This is a genomic window from Gordonia hongkongensis (genome assembly GCF_023078355.1).
GTDB lineage: Bacteria > Actinomycetota > Actinomycetes > Mycobacteriales > Mycobacteriaceae > Gordonia > Gordonia hongkongensis.
This window is the reverse complement of sequence record NZ_CP095552.1, coordinates 2,657,342-2,677,940: the sequence shown is the minus strand read 5'-3', so window position 1 is coordinate 2,677,940 and position 20,599 is coordinate 2,657,342. Positions and strand designations below refer to the sequence as shown.

Below are 20,599 nucleotides of genomic sequence, written 5' to 3'. Positions count from 1 at the left end.
GTGGACCCCATGAACTCTGACAGCACCACAGCGGCCGGACGGGAGTCAGGTCCGGGCACGCTCTACGGCATCGGGCTCGGCCCGGGTGACAGCGAGCTGATGACCGTCAAGGCCGCCCGCCTGATCAGCACCGCGGACGTGATCGCGTATCACTCTGCGCGACACGGCAACAGCATCGCACGATCGGTGGCCGAACCCTACCTGCGTGACGGACAGACCGAGGAACGTCTCATGTACCCGGTCACCACCGAGACGACCGACCACCCCGGCGGGTACCAGGGCGCGCTCGACGACTTCTACACCGAGAGCGCCGAACGTCTCGCGGTGCACCTGCGCGCGGGCCGTGATGTCGTCCTGCTCGCCGAGGGCGATCCGCTTTTCTACAGCTCCTACATGCACATGCACAAGCGCCTGGCACCGCACTTCGACGCCGAAATCGTGCCCGGCGTCACCTCGGTCAGCGCGGCGTCCGCAGCGACCGGGGTCCCGCTCGTCGAGGGCGAGGAGACGCTGACCGTCGTGCCCGGTACCGCGTCGACCTCGGAGTTGCTCTTCCGCTTCCGGTCCGCGGACGCGATCGTGGTCATGAAACTCGGTCGGACCTTCGAGCGGGTGCGCGACGCCCTCCGCGAAGCCGGGCGTCTCGACGAGGCCTTCTACGTCGAACGCGCGTCGACGACCGTCGAGCGGGTGCTGCCGGCCGCCGACGTGAATCCCGCAGAGGTGCCGTACTTCTCGATCCTCATCGTCCCCGGACGCCGCAACAACCCGATGTTCGAACCGGAGCCCGTGCCCGGTGAGCTCGTCGTCGTGGGGCTCGGACCGGGTCACGACAGCTGGACCACCCCGGAGGTCCGCGCGGAGCTGGCCACGGCCACCGACCTCGTCGGTTACACCACCTATCTCAAGCGCGTCACCCCGCGGCCGGGGCAGCGAGTACACGCCAGCGACAACCGGGTCGAGGCCGAGCGGGCCGAGTTCGCGCTCGACCTCGCTCGACGCGGCGCTCGCGTCGCCGTCGTCTCGTCCGGTGATCCCGGCGTGTTCGCGATGGCTGCGGCGGTTGCCGAGGTCGCCGCGCAGCCGCGGTGGCACGAAGTGCCCGTCCGCGTCGTGCCCGGTGTCACGGCGGCGACCGCGGTCGCCGCTGCCGTGGGAGCGCCCCTCGGGCATGACTTCGCGATCATCTCGCTCTCCGACCGGTTGAAGCCGTGGTCGGTCATCGAACGGCGCATCCGAGCCGCACTCGGCGCCGACCTGGTGATCGCCATCTACAACCCGGGCTCGGCGAGCCGCACCTGGCAGGTCGGCGCCCTCAAACACACTCTCTCGCAGACGGTGTCGCCCGATCGCGTCGTCGTCCTCGGACGGGACGTCGGTGGTCCGGAGCAGCAACTCACCACGACCACGCTCGCGGACTTCGATCCCGCGGTCGTCGACATGCGCACGATGATCATCATCGGGTCGTCGGCCACAAGGGTCGTGCCGCGCGCGGCCGGAACGTTGGTGTTCACGCCGCGCAGTCACCACCCGGTCGACAGCGACGATCACACCGCCGACCACTCAGCCGGACAGCTCCTCGAGCCAGTTCCGGGCGGCACCGACATCTGAGACGACCGGCGTGTCGGGTTCGGCGGGCCGGTCGACCATGATGACCTCGATCCCGAGTTCGGACGCGGCCGCCAGCTTGGCCGAGGTCAGCGTTCCGCCGCTGTTCTTCGTGACCAGCAGATCGATGCCGTTGTCACGCAGCAGCTCTCGCTCCGACCGGTGGTCATAGGGCCCCCGCGAGCGCAGCACCTCGTGATGCAGCGGAAGCGCTCCGGTCGGGGCGTCGACGACCCGGATCAGGAACCACGCCGAATCGATCCCCGCGAAGACACCGACGTCCTGGCGGCCGGTGGTCAGGAAGACACGTCTGCCGCGGGCGGCCACTTCACGAGCGGCAGCGGGCAGGTCGGGCACACGGATCCAGGTGTCGATGTCTCCGGGCACCCAGGGGTCCCGGCGCAGGCGCAACAGCGGCACACCCGCATCGGCTGCGGCCCGCGCCGCGCTACGGGTGATCGTCGCGGCAAACGGATGGGTCGCATCGACCACTGCCTGAATGCGGTTGCTCTGCAACCATTCCCGGAGCCCGTCGGGTCCGCCGAACCCGCCGATGCGCACCGGACCGACCGGTAGGCGGGGGTGTTTCACCCGGCCGGCGAGGGAACTGATGAACGCGATGTCGGTGTCGGCGAGGGTCGAGGCGAGCGCTCGCGCCTCCCCGGTCCCGCCGAGGATCAGGACGTGCGGGACAGGATCCGGCGGGATCTGTTCGGTCACGGCGCCGAGTGGCGATCAGCGCGGAGTTTGGTCATCCGCGCGTGCGAGTACAGATAGCTGTCGGTGACGTCCGACCGGCGCGGGCCGAGCACGTGGCCGACGAAGATGACCGCGGTCCTCCGGATGTCGGCGGCGTCGAGGGCCTCGGGCAACCGGTTGAGCGGACACCGCACGATCTGCTCGTTCTCCCGACTGGCGAAAGCGACTGTGGCGGTGGGGCAGTCATGACCGTAGTGCGGGGCTAGCGCCGCCACGATCTCCTCGGCCCGATGGGCTGCGAGATGCAGCGCGAGTGTCACCCCCGTCCGGGCCAGGGTCGCGAGGTCCTCCCCGGCGGCATGTCCGTCGACAGGGTGGAGACCCTCGTGATCAGCAGGCTCTGGCCGACACCGGGGATGGTGAGTTCGGTGTCGAGTGCCGCCGCGGCAGCCGCGAACGCCGGGACACCGGGCACGATCTCGTGATCGATTCCGCGCGCGGTCAGCTCACGCTGTTGCTCGGACATCGCCGAGTACACGGAGAGGTCACCGGAGTGGAGGCGGGCCACGTCGTGCCCCTTACCGACGGCCGCCGCGATGACATCGATGATGTCCGACAACGGCAACCGGGCCGTGTCGACCAGTTCGGCACCGTCGGGACACAGGTCGAGCAGTTCCGGGGGCACCAGTGACCCGGCATAGACACAGGTCTGACACTCCCCCAGCAGCCGCGCTCCGCGCACCGTGATGAGATCGGGCGAACCCGGGCCGGCCCCGATGAAGTAGACGGTCAACGGAGCGCCTCCGTCGAATCCGAGGCGGCAGCGTGGGGTGCCGTCTTCGCGACGGCCCACTGCACGATCGGCAGAGCCGGGCGCCAGGTGTGCATCGTGCCGAGCGGTGCCACGGTTTCGACCGACAGGCGTCGTAGCTCACCGCCGTGTCGGGCGTGCCAGCGCGTGACGAGCGTCTGGTTCTCCACGGTCACCGCGTTCACGACGAGCCGCGCCGAGTCCGGCAGCCTGGCCCAGACGAGCGAGAGGATCTCCTCGTCCAGTCCGCCACCGATGAAGACGGCATCCGGCTGCGGCGCGTCGGACAGATCGTCGGGAGCCGGTCCCCTCACCGAGAGCCGATGCGCGACCCCGTGCCGGGTGGCGTTGCGCCGCAACCGATCAGCGCGATCGGGGTCGCGTTCGAACGCGACGGCCACTCCCCGGTCGTCCGCACGCAACCACTCGATCGTCACACTGCCCGATCCGGCCCCGATGTCCCAGAGGACCTGCGCGCCGGCCGGTTCCAGCGCGCACACGGTGAGGGCACGGATCGTCGACTTGGTGATCTGGCCGTCGTGTTCGTAGGTGTCGTCCGGCCGCCCCGGGAGCCGGGACCGGCGGGGTCCGACGCAGTCGACGGCGACGATGTTGAGCGGGTCGCCGGCCCGGCGGCGCCAGGTTACGGCCGCACCGGTGGCGATCTGTTCGGCCGGCCCACCGAGCTGCTCGAGGACGGTCATCGTCGACGCGCCGAAACCGGCGTCGACCAGGATGCCGGCGAGTGCGGCGGGTGTGGTCTCGTCGCGGCTCAAGACCAGCACGCGAGCCCCGTCGGTGACCTCGCCGAGCACGACTCCCGGCTCGGCGCGCACCGCACTGACGATCCGGGTCGTGGCGAGGTCCCAGCCCAGACGCGCACAGGCGAGGCTCGCGCTCGACACGGCCGGATACACCCGTACCCGGTCGGCACCGACGCGCGCGATGATGCTCGCACCGACGCCGTGGAACATCGGGTCGCCGCTGGCCAGGATGTGAATCGTGCCCGGGTGAACGGCGTCCGTGTCCTCGCTCTCGACCACTTCTGCGAGGTGTTCCGACATCGGCGACCGCCACGGTCGCAGTTCGGCGTCCAGTTCGGGCACCGCGCCGCCGAGCAGCGCCAGTTGGCGTGCGGCGCCGTAGATCACGCGGGCGCGGCGAAGTTCGTTGCGGACGGTCTCGCCCAGACCGGACCAACCGTCGGCGCCGATACCCACCACGACGAATGCGGACATCACCGCAGCGGATTCCGCGGAGGTCATCGGGGCAGTCTCCGCCACACGGCACGCGGCAGTAGTCGCATCCCGAAGAACAACGGACGCAACGTCCCCGGGATCCAGACCTCGCCGCGGCCCTTGCGATAGGCATGAGCCACCGCGTCGGCGACCTGCTCGGCATCCCGCGACAGCGGGGCCGGCTTCACCCCGGACGCCATCAGGTCGCGGGTCATCGCGCCGATCACGAAGCCCGGGCGGGCCAGCAGCAGGCGAGCGCCGGTGCCGTGCAGCGCATCCGCGAGTCCGCTCGCGAATCCGTCGAGGCCCGCCTTCGTCGACCCGTAGACGTAGTTGGCGCGGCGCACCCGGACACCGGCGACCGAGGAGAAGACGATGATGGTTCCGGAGCCCTGCGTGCGCAGTACCGAAGCGAGCGGGGTCAGCACGCTGATGTGGGCGTAGTAGTCGGTGTGGGCGATCTGAAGTGCATGCGCCGCATCGGTTTCGGCGCGGGCCTGGTCGCCGAGGATGCCGAACGCGATGATCGCGATCCCGATCGGCCCGTGTCGCTGCGCCAACGACTCGACGAGCGTTGGGTGGCTGTCGGTGTCGTTCGCGTCGAAGGCGACGGTGTGTACCTCGGTTGCACCGGCGTCGAGCAGTCGTGCGGACTCGGCCGCGAGGTCGTCGGGACGGCGGGCCGCCAGGACGACGGTCCGCCCGGGTGCGAGGCGCGCCGCCGTCGCGACGCCGATCTCGCTGCGGCCGCCGAACAGCACGAGGGCACCGGACGGGTCGGTGTCCGGACGCGCTGATGCCCCTCTGCTGCGTGACGCCATGGCTGCCAGTATCGCATCGGCCCCGCGACCGACCGTGTGCGGCGTCGCGGCTAGTTTGGTGTCATGCCTCGTACCGCCGCCGATCTCGGGCCCGATGCGCTCGCCTTCCTCGTCGAACGCCACCTCGGGACCCTCACCACGCTGCGCGCCGACGGCACCCCCCATGCCGTGGCCGTCGGGTTCACCTGGGATCCCGACGCCGGCCTGGCGAGGGTCATCACCTCGGACGGCAATCAGAAGGTCCGCAACACCGAGCGGGGTGGCTACGCGGCCGTCACCAACGTCGACGGCCCGCGATGGCTGACCCTGGAGGGTCCCGCCACGGTGCGTCGTGAGCCCGAGCGCGTGCGCGAGGCCGAGCAGCGCTACGCCCAGCGATACCGGGAGCCCAGGCCGAACCCGCGCCGCGTCGTGATCGAGATAAGCGTGAGTCGCGTACTGGGTTCGGCGTCGCTGTTCAGCTAGTGACGCGCGTCGGAAGTCGGATGCTTCTTGCGGAGCCGTCCGGCACCGGCCCGGCCAATACACCACCCGGGTGGTCCGCAACGGACCCGACGAAGGCCGCTGCGCCTGGCGACTCAACCCTGAACCCGGCGCACCACCCAACCCCGAACACATCAACCGCCGACCCGACATACCCCGACGGTTCGCAGAACATCTGAACACCGGGCGCGATGAGATCCACGGACCTACCACCCGACGGTTTGGCAGGCTCGGTCGCCGGACCCTTCGTGACGCGCCCCCGGATTCAAACCCGCCAACCAGCGAACTTCAACTCGACTGCTGGACCTCGATCGAAGTCCAGCAGTCGAAATGAGGTTCACCGGTCGAATTTCGCCTACAACCGGACGAGTTCGTGCGGGCGGTTGTTCAGCGACTCGCAGCCGTCATCGGTCACGACGACGATGTCCTCGATGCGGGCACCCCAGTGACCGGGCACGTACACCCCCGGCTCGACGCTGAACGCCATACCGGTGCGCAACGGGATGTCGTTGCCGCCGACGATGTACGGCTCCTCGTGTACCGACAGCCCGATCCCATGGCCCGTCCGGTGGATGAACCGATCGGCCAGGCCGCGCTCGGCGAAGATCACGCGCCGCCGCATCGATCGAGGACGCGCTCACCCCCGGCCGGACGGCGGCCACCGCCGCGCGTTGGGCCGCGAGCAGGGCGGCGTAGGCGTCGGCGATCTCGGCGGGCGGATCGTCGAAGCAGTAGGTGCGCGTCGAGTCGGAGTTGTAGCCCGGCTCTACCGGGCCGCCGATGTCGATCACGACGATGTCGGACCGCTCGATGACCCGGTCGGAGAATTCGTGGTGGGGATCGGCTCCATTCGGTCCCGACCCGACGATGATGAAGGCCGCCTCGGTGTGTCCCTCCTCGAGGATCGCGGCGGCGATGTCGGCGGCGACCTCGCGTTCGGTGCGGCCGGGGATCAGCCAGTCCCCCATCCGCGAGTGCACCCGGTCGATCGCGGCACCCGCGCGGCGGAGCGCGTCGACCTCCGCGGCGTCTTTGATCATTCGCAGTTCGCGGAGCACGTCGGTCGCCAATTGCGGTGTGGCGCCGGTGTGTCGGGCCAGCGGGATGACGTGGAGGGCGGGCATGGAGTCGGAGACCGCGATCCGCGGCTGCGACGGCAATCCGGCCAATGCGAGAGCGTGGGCGTCGTCGCCGTCGACCCAGTCGGCCACCTCGATGTCGAGATCACCGACCGCGGAGGACGACAGCGACGGGACCTCGAGCCGCGCGATCACCAATCGGGGATCACTGGTCGCGGGGATCACGAGCGCCGTGAGCCGTTCGAAGGTCTCCGCCCGGGAACCGATGAGGTACCGCAGGTCCGGCCCGGGGGCGACGACCAGCGCGTCCAACTCCGCGGCGCGGGTGAGTTCGGCGGCGCGGCGGACCCGGTCGCGATAGACCTGCGCCTCGAAGAGTGGCCCGGCTCCGGTCCCCTCGCCCGCCGTCGCGACCCGTGCTGCCCCACTCCCAGATGCCATGCGACGAACACTACCGCCGACTCATGACAGAGTGTGGGGGTGACGGATTCGTTGATGCTGCTCGACGGCGCCAGCCTGTGGTTCCGATCGTTCTTCGCGCTGCCGGAGAAGATGACCAGCCCGGATGGGCGACCGGTCAACGCCGTACGCGGTTTCGTCGACACGATCGCCAATCTCGTGGTGCGCGAACGCCCAACACGCTTGGTGGTGTGCCTCGATCTCGACTGGCGCCCCGAGTTCCGCACCGACCTGATCCCCACCTACAAGGCCCATCGCGTCGCGGTCCCCGACGGTGGGACCGACGTCGAGGGCCGGGACATCGACGTCGAAGAGGTACCCGACACCCTCACCCCGCAGGTCGACATGATCATGGCCGTTCTCGCGGCAGCGGGCATCGCCACCTCGGGCGCCGTCGGTTGTGAGGCCGACGACGTGATCGGCACACTCGCCTACGACGAGGCGAACGATCCGGTGATCGTGGTCAGCGGTGACCGGGACCTGCTGCAGGTGGTCGCCGACGATCCCGTCCCGGTGCGCGTTCTGTACGTCGGCCGCGGTCTGGCGAAGGCCGAGATGATGGGCCCGGTGGAGGTCGCCGAGAAATACGGCGTGCCGGTCGAGCGCGCGGGTATCGGCTACGCGGAGATGTCGATGTTGCGCGGAGATCCCTCGGACGGTCTGCCGGGCGTGGCCGGTATCGGCGAGAAGACCGCGGCGAAACTGATCACCGAGTACGGCAGCCTCGACGCCCTGGAGGCGGCTGCCGCCGACCCGTCGTCATCGGTTCCGACACGGAGCCGCAAGACACTGCTCGCCTCGGTCGAGTACCTGCAGGCGGCGCGGACCGTCGTCTCCGTGCGCACCGACGCCGAGACGATCGACAGCGGTTCGGACATCCTCCCGGCCGAGCCCGCCGACCCCGCGGCCCTCGCGGAGCTCGTCGAGGAGCTGGGTATCGGAGCGTCGGTGGGCAGGCTGGCCAAGGCTCTCGGCTGGCCTCAGGCCGGCTGAGGCCGCATGTCGCAGCCGGCTGAGGCCGGATGTCACAGTCGGTTGAGGCTGGAGCTCGCAGCCGGTCGAGTCAGCTGGGGCGCGAGACCTCGTAGCGGCCGTCGTCGTCGATGAACGTGACGGTGACCTGCTGCTGCTGCCCGCCGACGGTGACCGAGCACGTGAACGACGCTCCGGTCTCCACCCGCTGCCCCGACGGGCACTGGACGTCGGAGACGTCGCTGGCCTGGTAGTCCTCGGTGAGGATCTTCTGCACGCCGTCCTGCGCCGCCTGCTGATCGAGGTTCTTCGGTGCCCATCCGGGGAAGAGGAATGCGGTGATCAGCACGATCGCGGCGATGAGGAGCAGCGCGCCGCCGCCGACGAACATCAGCGTCCGGGCGGTCTTGTTCGACTTCCCGGTCGCCATTCCGCTGAACTGGTCGCCGCCCCCGTACTGGTTCTGTCCGTACTGGTTCTGCCCGTATTGGTTCTGGGCGTACGGATCCTGGCCGGGGGGCTGCTGGCCGTACTGTCCGGGTGCCCCGTACTGACCGGGCCCGTACTGACCCGGGCCCCCGTACTGACCGGCTCCGTATTGCTCGGCGCCATACTGACCGCCGGGCTGCCCGTAGGGCTGACCGGCCGGTTGCCCGTACTGCGCCGGCTGACCGACCTGAGTCGGCTGGGACTGAGACGGGGCCGACTGGGGCGGCTGGCCCGTCGGCCCACCCGGCTGCTGGTACGGGTTTTGCTGGTAGGGATTCTGCTGGTACGGATTCTGTTGCGGCTGACCATAACCCGGGTTCTGTGACCCGGGGTTGGCGGAGCCCGGGTTGGGGGCCATGGTGGTCGGGTCGGCCTGCGGGGCGCCCGTCGGAGTGGCGCCGGGGAGGTTCACGATCTCGGTCTTGCCGTCGGGACCGGACTGATCACCGGAGGGATTCGGCTGGGACGGGTTGGGGTTGTACGGGTCGGTCATGAGTCCCTCCCACTCGGCCGTTCACCCGGACGGGTGCCGGCGAACTGTGACGTCGCGGCAGTATCGGGGCAGGACACGCCGACACCGAATGCGGGATGAACGTTACCTCAGCGGCCTGGGACTATCAGCGAACATCGCGCGTGGCCCGGCGTCGCGTCGTCCGGTGAACCGACACCGGCCCACACTCGTCGGCGGAGGTCGACGGCGCGGTTCAGCCGAGCTCGGCGGCGACCACGCCGCGGCGGATGGCCTTGACCGCTGCCCGCGCCGTCCCACCGAGGCGCGTGTCGGAGCCCACCCCGAGTCGGATCTGCTCGAGCAGGTCCACGACCTGCCGGTTCCATCGCACGAAGTCGCCCGGAGAGAGCAGCTGTCCGCGTTCGCCCGCCAGCAACAGGGCCTCGCCGAGCGAACGACCCGACGCCCACGTGGCCACGGCGACCGAGAAACCGGTGTCGGGTTCGCGTGTCGGACTGACCCGATGACGCTGCTCGACCGCGGTGACCCGCGACCAGATCTCGACGGTCGCGGCCATCGCCGCACGCATCGAGCTGCTGCCGGGCAGGGCGTCGACCCCGCTGTAACTGTCGCGCCGGCTCTCGTAGACGAGTGCGGCGACGACCGCGGCGAGGTCCGCGGGTGACAACTCGTCCCAGACCCCGGCTCGGATGCACTCGGTCACGACCAGGTCGCTCTCGCTGTAGATACGGCCGAGCAGCTTGCCCGAATCGGTCACCATCATCGTGTGCCCGGTGGACTCGGTCGACTCGGCGACGCGCTCGAGATATCCCAGCTCGCTGAGGACGCCGACGATGTGATCGAAGGTGACCCCGAGGGTGGACGTCCGCTCCCCGATGCTCCGCTCGGCGTTGACGATGTCGCGCACCAGCCGGTTACGGCGTTCGGCGAGCCGGAACAGCTCGTCACCGTTGGACAGCTGATGTGCCGGATGCGCGCGCAGGGTTCGCCGAAGGTGCGCGAGTTCGGTGTCGTCGGCGGCGTCGGCGCGCTTCTTCTGACGTCCGCGCGGCATCTCGATGCCGGTCGATCGCAACGCCGACGCCAGGTCGCGGCGACCGCGCCCGCTGCGTCGGTCGGCGTTCTTCGGCATCCGCATGTTGCCCAGCACCTCGGGCGGGTTGACGAAGTCGCGGGTACCGACGCGTCCGCACCAGGCGTCCTCGGTCAGTACGAGCGGCTTGGGATCCTGCGCCTGCGTGGCCGGTTCGATGATGACCGCCAGACCGCGGTGCCGTCCGACGGGTACGCCGATGACATGACCGCGTTTGAGCGCGGCCAGGTCAGCGGTGATGGCGTCGTGTGTATTGACCCGCTTGCGGTACTTCAGATCTCGTTCGCGGCGGCGGATGTCCTCGCGCAAAGTGATGTAACCGAGGAAGCCCGCGTACGGACCGTCGTCCGAATCCGATTCGGCGCCATCGGGTTCCACCCCCCGCGCCTGCGCGGCGCGGGCCAGCTCGCCGTCGAGCTTGCGCAACGCCCGTTGCGCCTCGTCCAGCTTCCGCGCCTGACCGACGACCGATCGATCGGCCTGGAACTGGGCGAACGACCGATGGAGCAGCTCACGCGCGCCGTCCAGGCCCAATCGGCCGAGCAGGTTGACCGCCATGTTGTATTCCGGGGAGAACGAACTCCGCAGCGGGAACGTCCGCGCGCCGGCGAGGCCGGCGACCTCCTCCGGCACCACCTCGGGTGTCCACACCACGACGGCGTGACCCTCGACGTCGATCCCGCGACGGCCGGCGCGACCGGTCAGCTGCGTGAACTCGCCGGGCGTCAGGTCGACGTGCGATTCGCCGTTGTACTTCACGAGACGCTCGAGAACCACCGAGCGAGCGGGCATGTTGATGCCGAGCGCGAGCGTCTCGGTGGCGAACACCATCCGGACCAGGCCGCGCACGAAAAGTTCCTCGACCGTGTGCCGGAAGGTCGGGAGCATCCCCGCATGGTGCGAGGCCAGTCCGCGTCGCAGCCCCTCACGCCACTCATGCACCCCGAGCACGTCGAGGTCGGCCGGCGCCAGTTCGGTGAGGTGGCGGTCGACGATCGCGTCGACCTCGCCGATCTCTGCGGGAGTCAGAAGCGAGATCCCGGATCGCAGACACTGCGCCAGGGCGGCGTCGCAACCGACACGGGAGAAGATGAAACCGATCGCGGGGAGCAGCCCCTCGCGGTCGAGTCGCGTGACGAGGTTCGGCCGGGAGAGCGCGGGTCCCCGTCCGTCGCGTCGACGGGGCGCGCCGCCACGTCCTCGGCCACGGCCGCGCGACGACTCCCGCTCGTCGTCGGCCATCAGGATCCGGTGCCGGATCTGGCGTTTGAGCTCCGGATTGACGCGCGGTCGCGTTCCGGCCTTGCGGGCCGGACCGGTGTCGGCCGGATCGAACAGGTCGAACAGTCGCTGCCCGACGAGCATGTGCTGGGACAGCGGCACCGGACGGTGTTCGTCGACGATCACCGAGGTGTCACCGCGAACCGTCTGGATCCAGTCGCCGAACTCCTCGGCGTTGCTCACCGTCGCCGACAGACTGACGACCCGCACCGACGGTTCGAGGTGCAGGATCACCTCTTCCCACACCGCCCCGCGGAACCGGTCCGCCAGGAAGTGGACCTCGTCCATGACGACGTGGGACAGACCGTCCAGGGCCCGTGATTCGGCGTAGATCATGTTGCGGACGACCTCGGTCGTCATGACGACGACCGGGGCATCGGGATTGATCGAACTGTCGCCGGTCAGCAGCCCGACCGACTCGTGCCCATGGACGGCCACGAGATCGTTGTACTTCTGGTTGCTGAGCGCCTTGATCGGCGTGGTGTAGAAGCACTTCGAGCCACCGGCCAGGGCCAGATGGACGCCGAACTCGCCGACGATGGTCTTACCCGCGCCGGTCGGTGCGCACACCAGCACACCGTGGCCGCCCTCGAGCGCCTCACACGCGCGGCGCTGGAAGTCGTCGAGGCGGAAAGCGAGTCTCGACGTGAACGAGTCGAGTTGGGTCACAGGACGTCGTCGAAGGTCTCGCGTGCCCGCGTCGACGTACGGGTGGCGTTGGCGACCGCGTTCGCCGGCGCCGGGATCGGCGATGCCGGGGCGATCGGTTTCGTCGGCGGCAGTGGGCTGGCCTCGTCATCGGAGAGGCCCGCCCATGCGGGCGCCTTCTTCGCCTTGCGTCGGTCGAAGATCCGCGCGAACTGGATCGCGAACTCGAGCAGCACGGTGAGCGCGAGGGCCAGTGCGAGCATCGTGAACGGATCCTGGCCCGGTGTCGCGATGGCGGCGAAGACGAAGACCGCGAAGATGAGCCCGCGGCGCCAGCTCTTCAACCGGGCGTAGGTCAGCACGCCGACGACGTTCAGCGCGATGATCAGGAGCGGGAGTTCGAAGCTGACGCCGAAGATCACCAGGACGTTGAGCATGAAGCCGAAGTACTGGTCACCCGCGAGTGCCGTGACCTGGACCTCGTTGCCGACCGTGAGCAGGAAGTCGAAGGCCTTGGCCACCACCAGATAGGCAAGCACCGCGCCGCTGACGAACAGGGTCGTCGCCATAGCGACGAACATGATGCCGTAGCGACGTTCGTGGGCGTGCAGACCCGGCGTGATGAACTGCCAGATCTGGTAGATCCACACCGGACAGGCGAGAACCACACCCGCGGTCAGCGCGACCTTCAACCGGAGCATGAACTGGTCGAACGGACCGGTCGCCAGAAGGCGACACGAATCATCCGGGGTCAGCGTCGCGCGCGACGACGCGGGCAGATCGCAGTACGGCCCGCGCAGCACGTCGCCGAGCGACGGGATGCCCAGGAAGCCGTGGCTGTACCAGACGAACCCGAAGATGGTGGTGGCGATGATGGCCAGCAGCGAGATGACCATACGAGTGCGCAACTCGTACAGGTGCTCGACCAACGACATGGTGCCGTCGGGATTGAGTTTTCGCTTGCGTTGCCGCGGGTCGAGGCGTCGGGGAATCGGGAGAGTGCGCACTGGCGATGCTCCGACGCGCCCCTAAGCCGATTTCTTGGCGTCGGCGTCGCGCTGCGTGGCCGGCTGGGTCGAGTCACCCACGGGCAGCTCGCGTCGTGCCGGATCGTTCGCTGCCGCGTCGGTGGTGGCCGGCGCGTCCTTGTCGTCGTCCTTCTGCATCTCCTTGACCTCGCTCTTGAAGATGCGCAGCGACTGTCCCAGACCACGGGCGGCGTCCGGCAGCTTCTTCGAGCCGAACAGGATCAGCAGCACGATGGCGACGATCGCCCAGTGCCACCATGACGTGAAGCCCATGAGATCACCCTTCAGTTCGGAGCAGACAGTGTCCAATGCTACCCGACACACGCCGAGCCGGAGGGGCCCAGCCGTGGCCGGTCTCAGCGATAACGTCCGCGGGCGGCCGCCGCGGTGTCGGCGACCGCGGCGGCGACCGCCGGGTCATCGACGACCCGCACGGCGCCGGCGAATCCGAGCAGGAATCGGGTGAGCCATTCCGGCGAGCCGTAGACCAACCGGGCGCGGACGGGGAGACCTGGATCGGGCCGGTCCTCGACGGTCTCGAGGGGTTCGAGCGGGTAGTAATCGAGAATCCACAGGTGATCGGCGTCGATCTCGATCTCGACGGCCGGGAGGTCGGGGTCCTCGGCGACGAGCACCGACTGATTCGACGCCGCCGCCTCGGCCGGCGGACGACTCGGCTCGTCGAGGGCGGTCGCGGTGTCGACGCGGTCGAACCGGAACAACCGCACGCCTTCGGCCATCCGGCACCAGGCCTCGAGATAGGTGTGCTGGTCCATGACCTGCAGGCGGATGGGGTCGACCACGCGGTCGGTGACGCTGTCGCGTCCGGCCGAGTAGTAGCGCAGCCGCAATGCCCGCGCTTTCTTGGTGGCCTCCCGGATCGTCGTGTACGTGGGGTTCTCCCCCGACGGGCCGGCGGGTGTGTCGGACGCGCCTGCGAGCCCCGGCACCGTCGCACCCACCGCCTGCTCGATCTTGGCGATCGCCCGCCTGGCCGCCGCGACGTCGACGACGCCCGGGGTCTCGACCAGCGCCCGCAGTGCGACGAGGAGCGTACTCGCCTCCACGGTCGTCAGCCGCAGTGGCCGGTCCATGCCCGCGGTGAACCCGACCGTGACGTAACCCTCGCTGAACTCGAGCTCGATCAGGTCGTCGGGGTAATAGCCCGGAAGCCCGCAGACGAAGAGCAGCTCGAGGTCCTTCGTGAGCTGCGCTTGCGTGACCCCGAGTTCGTCGGCGGCCTGAGCAACCGAAATGCCCCGCCGCGCCTGGAAGTACGGGACCATCGCCAGCAGCCGGTTGAGTCTCGACGGCGCTGCCGCGGCCATCAGACGTTCACCCCCATCAGACGGTCGAGGCTCGCGATGACGAGCTCGCGCAGCTCGGGTGGGTCGAGGACGACCGCATCTGGGCCCACACCCAGCACCATCCGTGCCACCGCCGTCAGCGAGTGGACGTCGAGGGTCACGATGTCGCCGGGTTCGCCGTCGAAGTCGGCGGGTTCGGTCGTCGTCGCGGCCCGGCGGAGGCCGAATGCGCGGTCGGCCGCGACCCAGATCCGCGCGGTCCGTCCGTCCGAACCGGCAGCGGAATCGACCGCCGCGGAGACGATCTGCTGGAGATCGGTGCCGGCCGGGACCACGACCGCGTCGGCGGCACCGACCGCGGCGACCGCCGTGATCCGCGACAGCCGGAAGGTCCGGGTGGCGTCGCGGTCGCGATCGTGGCCGACGACGTACCAGCGGCCCCGATGCGACACGACCCCCCACGGTTCGACGCGTCGGGTGGTCGGGGCGGCCGCGGCAGACGATCGATGCTGGAACTCGACGGCACGGCGGTCCTGGACCGCGGCGAGCAGGCCGGCGATGACCTCTTCGGAACCGAGCGATCGCGACGACCCGCCCGAGGTGATCCCCAGATCGTCCTCGGAGCGGACATCGAGCCCGGCGGCCCGGAGCTTGAGGATCGCCGTCTGCGACAGCGTCGAGACCTCGGGGGTGTCCCACAGCGCGGCGGCCATGGCGATCGCCGCGGCCTCGTCGGACTCCAGCGAGATCTCCGGCAACTCGTAGGAGTCGCGGTCGATGCGATATCCCTCGGCGCCGGCCGCCATCGGCGACCGGCCGGTCACGAGCGGGATCCCGAGATCTCGTAGCTCGTTCTTGTCCCGCTCGAACATCCGGTTGAACGCCTCGTCGGACTGCCCGTCGTCCGAATAGCCCGCGACGTTGCGGCGGATGTAGTCGGCGGTGACGTACTGCCGCGTCCACAGCAGGCAGATCACGAGGTTGAGCAGACGCTCGACTTTGGGGGTTGCCACCGAGTCAGGTTAGAACGTGGCCGTTCACCGCGTGCGGAGGCACGCTGGGTTCGCCGGTGACCCGGCGCTCACATCGAGGCGATGAGGCGATCGACGCGCTCGTCGACACTGCGGAACGGGTCCTTGCACAGCACCGTCCGCTGGGCCTGGTCGTTGAGCTTGAGGTGAACCCAGTCGACGGTGAAGTCACGCCCGGCTTTCTGCGCGGCCGAGATGAAGTCGCCCCGGAGCTTGGCGCGGGTGGTCTGCGGCGGCTCGTTGACCGCGGTCTTGATGGCCTCGTCGGTGGTCGCCCGGGCGACCAGCCCCTTGCGCATCAGGACGTCGAACACGCCGCGGCCGCGTTTGATGTCGTGGAACGCCAGGTCGAGCTGCGCGATCTTCGGATCCGAGAGCTCCATCGAGTACCGATCCTGGTAGCGCTGGAACAGCTTGCGCTTGATGACCCAGTCGACCTCGGTGTCGACCTTGGCGAAGTCGTCGCTCTCCACGGCGTCGAGCATCCGTCCCCACAGGTCCACGACCATGTCCATCTCGGGGTCTGGTCGGCGGTTGGTGAGGTGCTCGACGGCGCGTGCGTGATACTCGCGCTGGATGTCGAGGGCGCTGGCCTGCCGACCGCCGGCGAGGCGCACCGGGCGTCGCCCCGTCGGGTCATGGCTGACCTCGCGGATAGCGCGGATCGGATTGTCGAGCGCGAAGTCCCGGAACGCGACACCGGCCTCGATCATCTCCAGGACGAGAGCCGCCGAACCGACCTTGAGAAGTGTGGTCATCTCCGACATGTTCGAGTCGCCGACGATGACGTGCAGCCTGCGGTACTTCTCGGCGTCGGCATGCGGCTCGTCGCGTGTGTTGATGATCGGGCGCGACCGGGTGGTCGCCGAGGAGACGCCCTCCCAGATGTGCTCGGCGCGCTGGGACAGGCAGAAGGTCGCGGCCTTGGGGGTCTGCAGAACCTTGCCCGCACCACAGATCAGCTGGCGCGTCACGAGGAACGGCAACAGGACGTCGGAGATGCGGGAGAACTCGCCCGCCCGCACGACGAGATAATTCTCGTGGCATCCATAGGAGTTGCCGGCCGAGTCGGTGTTGTTCTTGAACAGATAGATGTCGCCGCCGATGCCCTCGTCGGCCAGGCGTTGTTCGGCATCGACGAGCAGGTCCTCGAGAACCAGTTCGCCCGCGCGGTCGTGGTTGATCAGCTGGATGAGGCTGTCGCACTCCGCGGTGGCGTATTCGGGATGCGATCCGACGTCGAGATAGAGGCGAGCGCCGTTCTGCAGGAAGACGTTCGAGGACCGGCCCCACGACACGACCCGGCGGAAGAGGTACCGCGCGACCTCGTCCGGACTCAGGCGGCGGTGGCCGTGGAAGGTGCACGTGACACCGAACTCGGTCTCGATGCCCATGATTCGTCGCTGCACTTGACCAACCCTACTCGCGCGGACCGCGGCGGACCGGTCGACACGCACCGGCCGCCGCGCGCCGCGGCGTTCTCGTCACTGTTCGGAGGATGGCGTCTCACCAGGGGCTTCGTCCGCCTCGGACGGTGTATCCGTGGACTGGGCCGCCGCAGCCTGCGGGAGGAGCCCTTCGACCGTGGACGTCGTGAGGCGCCGGAACGCGCGCCGCGGACGGTTGTGGTCGAGGACCGCGACCTCGAGATCGCCCGCGGCGAGCACCCGGCGTTCGGTCGGGGTCCCGCCACCGTTGTCGGCCGGCGCCGTCAGGGCGGTGACCGCGACGCCGATCGCCCGGCCGAGCTCCATGTCGGGCTCGTAGCTGTCCTTGAGGGCCGCCGCGATCGGCTCGGTTGCCCCGCCCATCACCAGGAAGCGGGTCTCGTCGGTGATCGACCCGTCGTAGGAGATCCGGTACAGCTGCGACCGTTTCGGCTTGCCCGGACGGGCGACCTCGGCGACGCAGAGCTCGACCTCGAACGGCTTCGCCTGCTCGGTGAAGACGCTGCCCAGCGCGTTGGCGTAGGTGTTGGCCAGCGACAGCCCGGACACGTCGGCACGGTCGTAGCTGTAGCCGCGCATGTCCGCGATCTGGATGCCGGCCTTGCGCAGGCTCTCGAACTCGTTGTACTTGCCCACCGCCGCGAAACCGATCCGGTCGTAGATCTCGCTGGTCTTGCGGAGCGTGTTCGACGGGTTCTCCGCGACGAACAGCACACCGTCGGCGAACGTGAGGATCACGACGCTGCGACCCCGGGCGATGCCCTTCCGGGCGAGCTCCGAGCGATCGCGCATGATCTGCTCGGCACTGGCGTAGTACGGGAAGGTCATCGGGCACCCCTCGTGCTCGGCGCTCCGGCGTTCGACGACGGCACGTGCCGCCGCCTCGATGTCGGTCGCGTCCACCTCCCGGGCCCCGTCGGCGCCGACGATGGCGGCCATCGGGAAGATCTTGCGGACCAGATCGGGCCCGCCGGTCGCCGAGTCGTCGTCGGCGGCGTCGTACAGCGATTCGACGGCGATCGCGAGCGCCTCGTCGGCGGTCAGATCGGGTCGGTAGAGCTTCTTGAGCGAGGACTTGGCGAACACCGCCCCCGAGCCGATGGCGGTGTAGCCACCGAACTCCTCGTGCCGGTCGCCCGCGACGTCGAAGCTGAAGATGCGTCCACGTTCGTTCGGATCGTCGTGGTCGATGTCGTAGCCCACGAGCAGCGGAATGGCCGCCAGACCCTGCAGGGCCGCGCCGAGGTTGCCCCGCACCATCGAGGCCAGCCGGCTGACCTTGCCGTCGAGGGTCAGCGGGACGCCTTCGATTTTCTCGTAGTGCTCGAGTTCGACGGTGAACAGCCGGACCATCTCGATCGCGATCCCGGCGGTGCCGGCGATCCCGGCCGCCGAGTACTCGTCGGTGATGTAGACCTTCTTGACGTCGCGCGTGGCGATGAGGTTGCCCATGGTGGCCCGGCGGTCCCCGGCGAGGACGACCCCACCCGGGTACGACACGGCCACGATCGTCGTGCCGTGCGGGATGTCACCGGCGCCGTCGGCGCCGCCGGCGAACGACCCCACCCGGTCGACCTGGGCCTGCGGGAGTTGTTCCGGCGCATGCGTCCGGAGGAATTCGGTGAACGACGAGATGTCGGCGCCGGCGAACGCGCCGGGGCGGAACTGGGACAGCGGGGGCAGTGAACCGAACCTGTCGCTCACTGGCCGCCCTTCTGGACGTAGGCGCGCACGAAGTCCTCGGCGTTCTCCTCCAGCACGTCGTCGATCTCGTCGAGCAGGTCGTCGGTGTCCTCGGCCAGCTTCTCGCGACGTTCCTGTCCGGCGCCGGAATCGGGGCCCACGCCCTCGTCGTCGCCGCCGCCACCACGCTTGGTCTGTTCCTGCGCCATCTGCTGCCTCCTTGAAACCGATCGCCCCTTGGCGGGCTACCGCGGTCGAGGGAGTCGGGATCGGGTGTCGCTGTCGCGGCGGTGATCCGGTGTCTCGACCCTGCGGAATCGTGTGCTCCCACACTACCTGTGGGGACGACAACTGTGGCGGAACGAAGCACATGCCGTCGGAGACGGCGAGGCGCCGCGGCCGGTCAGGTGGTGAGCTGATCCACCAGTTCGGCGGCCGAGTCCACCGAGTCGAGGAGCTTGCCGACGTGCGCCGCGGTGCCGCGTAGCGGTTCGAGGGTGGGGATACGGACCAGCGAGTCCCCGCCGAGATCGAAGATGACCGAGTCCCAGCTCGCCGCCGCGACGTCGGCGCCGAACCGGCGCAGGCACTCGCCGCGGAAGTAGGCGCGCGTGTTCCGCGGCGGCTCGCTGATCGCGGCGAGCACGTCGTTCTCGTCGGTCAGACGCTTCATCGACCCGCGCGCGACGAGCCGGTTGTACAGCCCCTTGTCGAGCCGGACGTCGGAGTACTGCAGGTCGATGAGCTGCAGACGCGGTGCCGACCAGGACAGGTTCTCGCGCTGGCGGAACCCCTCCAGGATGCGCAGCTTCGCGGGCCAGTCGAGGATGTCGGCGCACTCCATCGGGTCGCGCTCGAGGCGGTCGAGCACGTCCGCCCACGTCTGCAGGACGTGTGCGGCGCGCTGGTCGTCGGAGTGCTCCTGGTCGTGGAACTTCTGACAACGCTCCAGATACTCGCGCTGCAGAGCGAGGCCGGTGAGCTCGCGACCGTCGGTGAGTGCGACCGTGGCCGTCAGCGACGGGTCGTGACTGATGGTGTGTACGGCCTGTACCGGCCGCGCGAGCTCGATGTCGGAGAAGTCGACACCGGCCTCGATGAGGTCGAGGACGAGCGCGGTGGTCCCGACCTTCAGGTAGGTCGAGGTCTCGGCGAGGTTGGCGTCGCCGATGATGACGTGGAGTCGCCGGTATCGCTCGGGGTCGGCGTGCGGCTCGTCGCGGGTGTTGATGATGCCCCGCTTGAGCGTGGTCTCCAGCCCGACCTCGACCTCGATGTAGTCCGACCGCTGCGACAGCTGATAGCCCGCCTCGTCGCCGGACTGGCCGATACCCACGCGTCCCGAACCGGTGATCACCTGCCGGGACGCGAAGAAGGTCGTGAGCCCGGCGATGACGGCGGTGAACGGGGTCTCCCGCGCCATCAGGTAGTTCTCGTGGGTGCCGTAGGAGGCGCCCTTGCCGTCGATGTTGTTCTTGTACAGCTGCAGCTTCGGAGCGCCCGGGACGCTCGCCACGTGACGAGCCGCGGCCTCCATCACGCGCTCCCCGGCCTTGTCCCAGATGACCGCGTCCATCGGGTCGGTGACCTCGGGTGCGGAGTACTCGGGGTGGGCGTGGTCGACGTAGAGCCGCGCCCCGTTGGTGAGGATCATGTTGGCCGCGCCGATCTCGTCGGCGTCGATGATCGGTGCGGGTCCGGCCCCGCGGCCGAGGTCGAAACCGCGGGCGTCGCGAAGCGGTGACTCCACCTCGTAGTCCCAGCGTGTCCGCTTCGCGCGCGGTACACCGGCGGCCGCGGCGTAGGCGAGAACCGCCTGGGTGGACGTCATGATCGGGTTCGCGGTCGGGTCGCCGGGCGCGGAGATTCCGTACTCGACCTCGGTCCCGATGATTCGCTGCATCCTTCGAGGGTAGATGTTCACTTGCCACCGGTCGCAACCACCGCAC

The 20,599-nt window shown here is 69.2% G+C and carries 16 protein-coding genes and 4 pseudogenes; 4 read left to right on the top strand and 16 right to left on the bottom strand.

Translation table 11 applies throughout. From position 1 onward, the window contains the following. The first annotated feature begins 9 nt into the window (after positions 1-9). On the top strand, positions 10-1,611 hold the full coding sequence (locus MVF96_RS12140; protein ID WP_247449180.1) for a precorrin-2 C(20)-methyltransferase: 1,602 nt from the start codon (positions 10-12) through the stop codon (positions 1,609-1,611). Here the strand turns inward: MVF96_RS12140 and MVF96_RS12135 are convergent. The 4 genes and pseudogenes from MVF96_RS12135 to MVF96_RS12120 all read right to left on the bottom strand — a co-directional run bounded on the left by MVF96_RS12135 (position 1,564) and on the right by MVF96_RS12120 (position 5,177). Beyond that, on the bottom strand, positions 1,564-2,328 hold the full coding sequence (locus MVF96_RS12135; RefSeq protein WP_247449178.1) for a cobalt-precorrin-6A reductase: 765 nt from the start codon (positions 2,326-2,328) through the stop codon (positions 1,564-1,566). The genes MVF96_RS12140 and MVF96_RS12135 overlap by 48 nt on opposite strands. Continuing rightward, a pseudogene (cobM, locus tag MVF96_RS12130) lies at positions 2,325-3,100 on the bottom strand (precorrin-4 C(11)-methyltransferase). Before cobM ends, MVF96_RS12135 begins: the two are co-directional and overlap by 4 nt. Then, positions 3,097-4,383, bottom strand: a complete 1,287-nt coding sequence (cbiE, locus tag MVF96_RS12125) for a precorrin-6y C5,15-methyltransferase (decarboxylating) subunit CbiE (protein ID WP_247449177.1) — start codon at positions 4,381-4,383, stop codon at positions 3,097-3,099. Before cbiE ends, cobM begins: the two are co-directional and overlap by 4 nt. After that, positions 4,380-5,177: a decaprenylphospho-beta-D-erythro-pentofuranosid-2-ulose 2-reductase gene (locus MVF96_RS12120; RefSeq protein WP_247449175.1), complete on the bottom strand. Its 798-nt coding sequence runs from the start codon at positions 5,175-5,177 to the stop codon at positions 4,380-4,382. Before MVF96_RS12120 ends, cbiE begins: the two co-directional genes overlap by 4 nt. 63 nt (positions 5,178-5,240) lie before the next feature. Here MVF96_RS12120 and MVF96_RS12115 point away from each other — a divergent pair, with 63 nt between their 5' ends. Then, positions 5,241-5,642, top strand: coding sequence for a PPOX class F420-dependent oxidoreductase (locus tag MVF96_RS12115; RefSeq protein ID WP_247449173.1), 402 nt, complete (start codon positions 5,241-5,243; stop codon positions 5,640-5,642). A gap of 37 nt (positions 5,643-5,679) precedes the next feature. Then, positions 5,680-5,994: pseudogene (locus MVF96_RS12110) on the top strand (HNH endonuclease); the annotation flags it as partial. Between the two features lie 21 nt (positions 5,995-6,015). On the opposite strand, the pseudogene MVF96_RS12105 reads toward MVF96_RS12110, so the two are convergent. After that, positions 6,016-7,180 (bottom strand): annotated as a pseudogene (locus MVF96_RS12105) (M24 family metallopeptidase). Between the two features lie 54 nt (positions 7,181-7,234). On the opposite strand from MVF96_RS12105, the gene MVF96_RS12100 reads away from it, so the two are divergent. Further along, positions 7,235-8,191: a 5'-3' exonuclease gene (locus MVF96_RS12100; protein ID WP_247452100.1), complete on the top strand. Its 957-nt coding sequence runs from the start codon at positions 7,235-7,237 to the stop codon at positions 8,189-8,191. Between the two features lie 70 nt (positions 8,192-8,261). On the opposite strand, the gene MVF96_RS12095 is transcribed toward MVF96_RS12100, so the two are convergent. The 11 genes and pseudogenes from MVF96_RS12095 to dop all read right to left on the bottom strand — a co-directional run bounded on the left by MVF96_RS12095 (position 8,262) and on the right by dop (position 20,553). Further along, entirely contained in the window at positions 8,262-9,152 is an 891-nt protein-coding gene (locus tag MVF96_RS12095; protein ID WP_247449171.1) for a DUF4333 domain-containing protein, read from the bottom strand. A 211-nt stretch (positions 9,153-9,363) separates the two neighbouring features. After that, positions 9,364-12,174 carry a DEAD/DEAH box helicase gene (locus tag MVF96_RS12090; protein WP_247449170.1) on the bottom strand — a complete coding sequence of 937 codons (2,811 nt, stop codon included), beginning with the start codon at positions 12,172-12,174 and terminating at the stop codon, positions 9,364-9,366. Beyond that, positions 12,171-13,088 carry a twin-arginine translocase subunit TatC gene (gene tatC, locus MVF96_RS12085; protein WP_091344258.1) on the bottom strand — a complete coding sequence of 306 codons (918 nt, stop codon included), beginning with the start codon at positions 13,086-13,088 and terminating at the stop codon, positions 12,171-12,173. The genes MVF96_RS12090 and tatC overlap by 4 nt, the downstream gene beginning before the upstream one ends. A gap of 93 nt (positions 13,089-13,181) precedes the next feature. After that, on the bottom strand, positions 13,182-13,454 hold the full coding sequence (tatA, locus tag MVF96_RS12080) for a Sec-independent protein translocase subunit TatA (RefSeq protein ID WP_065632214.1): 273 nt from the start codon (positions 13,452-13,454) through the stop codon (positions 13,182-13,184). Between the two features lie 83 nt (positions 13,455-13,537). Next, entirely contained in the window at positions 13,538-14,509 is a 972-nt protein-coding gene (locus MVF96_RS12075) for a helix-turn-helix transcriptional regulator (protein WP_065632213.1), read from the bottom strand. Next, positions 14,509-15,501 carry a helix-turn-helix transcriptional regulator gene (locus MVF96_RS12070; protein ID WP_065632212.1) on the bottom strand — a complete coding sequence of 331 codons (993 nt, stop codon included), beginning with the start codon at positions 15,499-15,501 and terminating at the stop codon, positions 14,509-14,511. Before MVF96_RS12070 ends, MVF96_RS12075 begins: the two co-directional genes overlap by 1 nt. A gap of 68 nt (positions 15,502-15,569) precedes the next feature. Then, the gene (pafA, locus tag MVF96_RS12065) at positions 15,570-16,928 is read right to left on the bottom strand and encodes a Pup--protein ligase (RefSeq protein WP_004019052.1); all 1,359 of its coding nucleotides are present in this window, start codon (positions 16,926-16,928) and stop codon (positions 15,570-15,572) included. A 75-nt stretch (positions 16,929-17,003) separates the two neighbouring features. Continuing rightward, a complete protein-coding gene (gene prcA, locus MVF96_RS12060; protein ID WP_159370774.1) occupies positions 17,004-17,795 on the bottom strand; it encodes a proteasome subunit alpha in 792 nt (263 codons plus the stop codon). A gap of 6 nt (positions 17,796-17,801) precedes the next feature. Then, positions 17,802-18,671: pseudogene (prcB, locus tag MVF96_RS12055) on the bottom strand (proteasome subunit beta); the annotation flags it as partial. Beyond that, positions 18,668-18,859 carry a ubiquitin-like protein Pup gene (locus MVF96_RS12050; protein WP_004019064.1) on the bottom strand — a complete coding sequence of 64 codons (192 nt, stop codon included), beginning with the start codon at positions 18,857-18,859 and terminating at the stop codon, positions 18,668-18,670. The gene MVF96_RS12050 and the pseudogene prcB, both read right to left, overlap by 4 nt. Positions 18,860-19,053: 194 nt before the next feature. Next, entirely contained in the window at positions 19,054-20,553 is a 1,500-nt protein-coding gene (gene dop / locus MVF96_RS12045) for a depupylase/deamidase Dop (RefSeq protein WP_058250430.1), read from the bottom strand. Between the last annotated feature and the right edge of the window lie 46 nt (positions 20,554-20,599).

Coding starts and splice junctions, on each gene's coding strand:
- MVF96_RS12120 (WP_247449175.1), bottom strand. CDS start 5,177: ATGGCGTCACGCAGCAGAGGGGCATCAGCGCGTCCGGACACCGACCCG.
- MVF96_RS12075 (WP_065632213.1), bottom strand. CDS start 14,509: ATGGCCGCGGCAGCGCCGTCGAGACTCAACCGGCTGCTGGCGATGGTC.
- MVF96_RS12115 (WP_247449173.1), top strand. CDS start 5,241: ATGCCTCGTACCGCCGCCGATCTCGGGCCCGATGCGCTCGCCTTCCTC.
- MVF96_RS12050 (WP_004019064.1), bottom strand. CDS start 18,859: ATGGCGCAGGAACAGACCAAGCGTGGTGGCGGCGGCGACGACGAGGGC.
- MVF96_RS12095 (WP_247449171.1), bottom strand. CDS start 9,152: ATGACCGACCCGTACAACCCCAACCCGTCCCAGCCGAATCCCTCCGGT.
- MVF96_RS12100 (WP_247452100.1), top strand. CDS start 7,235: ATGCTGCTCGACGGCGCCAGCCTGTGGTTCCGATCGTTCTTCGCGCTG.
- MVF96_RS12140 (WP_247449180.1), top strand. CDS start 10: ATGAACTCTGACAGCACCACAGCGGCCGGACGGGAGTCAGGTCCGGGC.
- prcA (WP_159370774.1), bottom strand. CDS start 17,795: ATGACCTTCCCGTACTACGCCAGTGCCGAGCAGATCATGCGCGATCGC.
- dop (WP_058250430.1), bottom strand. CDS start 20,553: ATGCAGCGAATCATCGGGACCGAGGTCGAGTACGGAATCTCCGCGCCC.
- tatA (WP_065632214.1), bottom strand. CDS start 13,454: ATGGGCTTCACGTCATGGTGGCACTGGGCGATCGTCGCCATCGTGCTG.
- tatC (WP_091344258.1), bottom strand. CDS start 13,088: ATGTCGTTGGTCGAGCACCTGTACGAGTTGCGCACTCGTATGGTCATC.
- cbiE (WP_247449177.1), bottom strand. CDS start 4,383: ATGACCTCCGCGGAATCCGCTGCGGTGATGTCCGCATTCGTCGTGGTG.